Here is a 618-nt window from a genome sequence, read left to right as displayed (position 1 = left end):
ACGCAACATGATGATGCAGCGTTTTTCTCAGCAGTTTGGCGCTAATGCTGATAGCTTTGATAAAGACATGCTGCCAAATGAGCTATTTGAAGAGCAAGCGTTACGTGCAGCCCGTCTTGGTATCATCGTTGCCCGTGTTATCGACACACAAAACCTTGAAGTAGATCAAGAGCGCGTTGAGACCTTCATCAAAGAAGCTGCAGAAAACTATGAAGACCCAAGTGAGGTCATCGAGTACTACACCAATGATAAACAGCAACGTGCAAACATTGAGTCTGTCGTATTAGAAGACCAAGTGGTTGATTATCTCATTGATCAAGGTAACGTCACTGACAAAGAAGTTAGCTACCAAGACTTACTAGCGGCTCAGCAACAACAGCAACAAGCTATGTAAATTAGCGTTCTCACGCTATTGGTCTAGAGTGTAACAAGAATGCCCTAACGGTTTGTTGGGGCATTTTTATTCGTGGTTTATGAGGCTGCCCCTTGATAATTGAGCGCAAACACCCTATCAATAGGGAATCATTCTTTGTACAACCATCTAAGTTGTTATTATGAGTCACGCTGTCCGTTTAATCGCTACTTTTTAGGATTTGTATAAACGCAAACGTAGAGACG

General features: G+C 42.6%; 1 pseudogene. It reads left to right on the top strand.

The features are described 5' to 3' along the window. Positions 1–394: pseudogene (locus tag ACS8FD_RS22085) on the top strand (trigger factor); the annotation flags it as partial. Positions 395–618: the final 224 nt, after the last annotated feature.

It is taken from the genome of Psychrobacter sp. 1U2 (assembly GCF_051847575.1).
The sequence above is the reverse complement of the archived record's forward strand: the minus strand, read 5'-3'. Positions and strand labels throughout refer to the sequence as shown.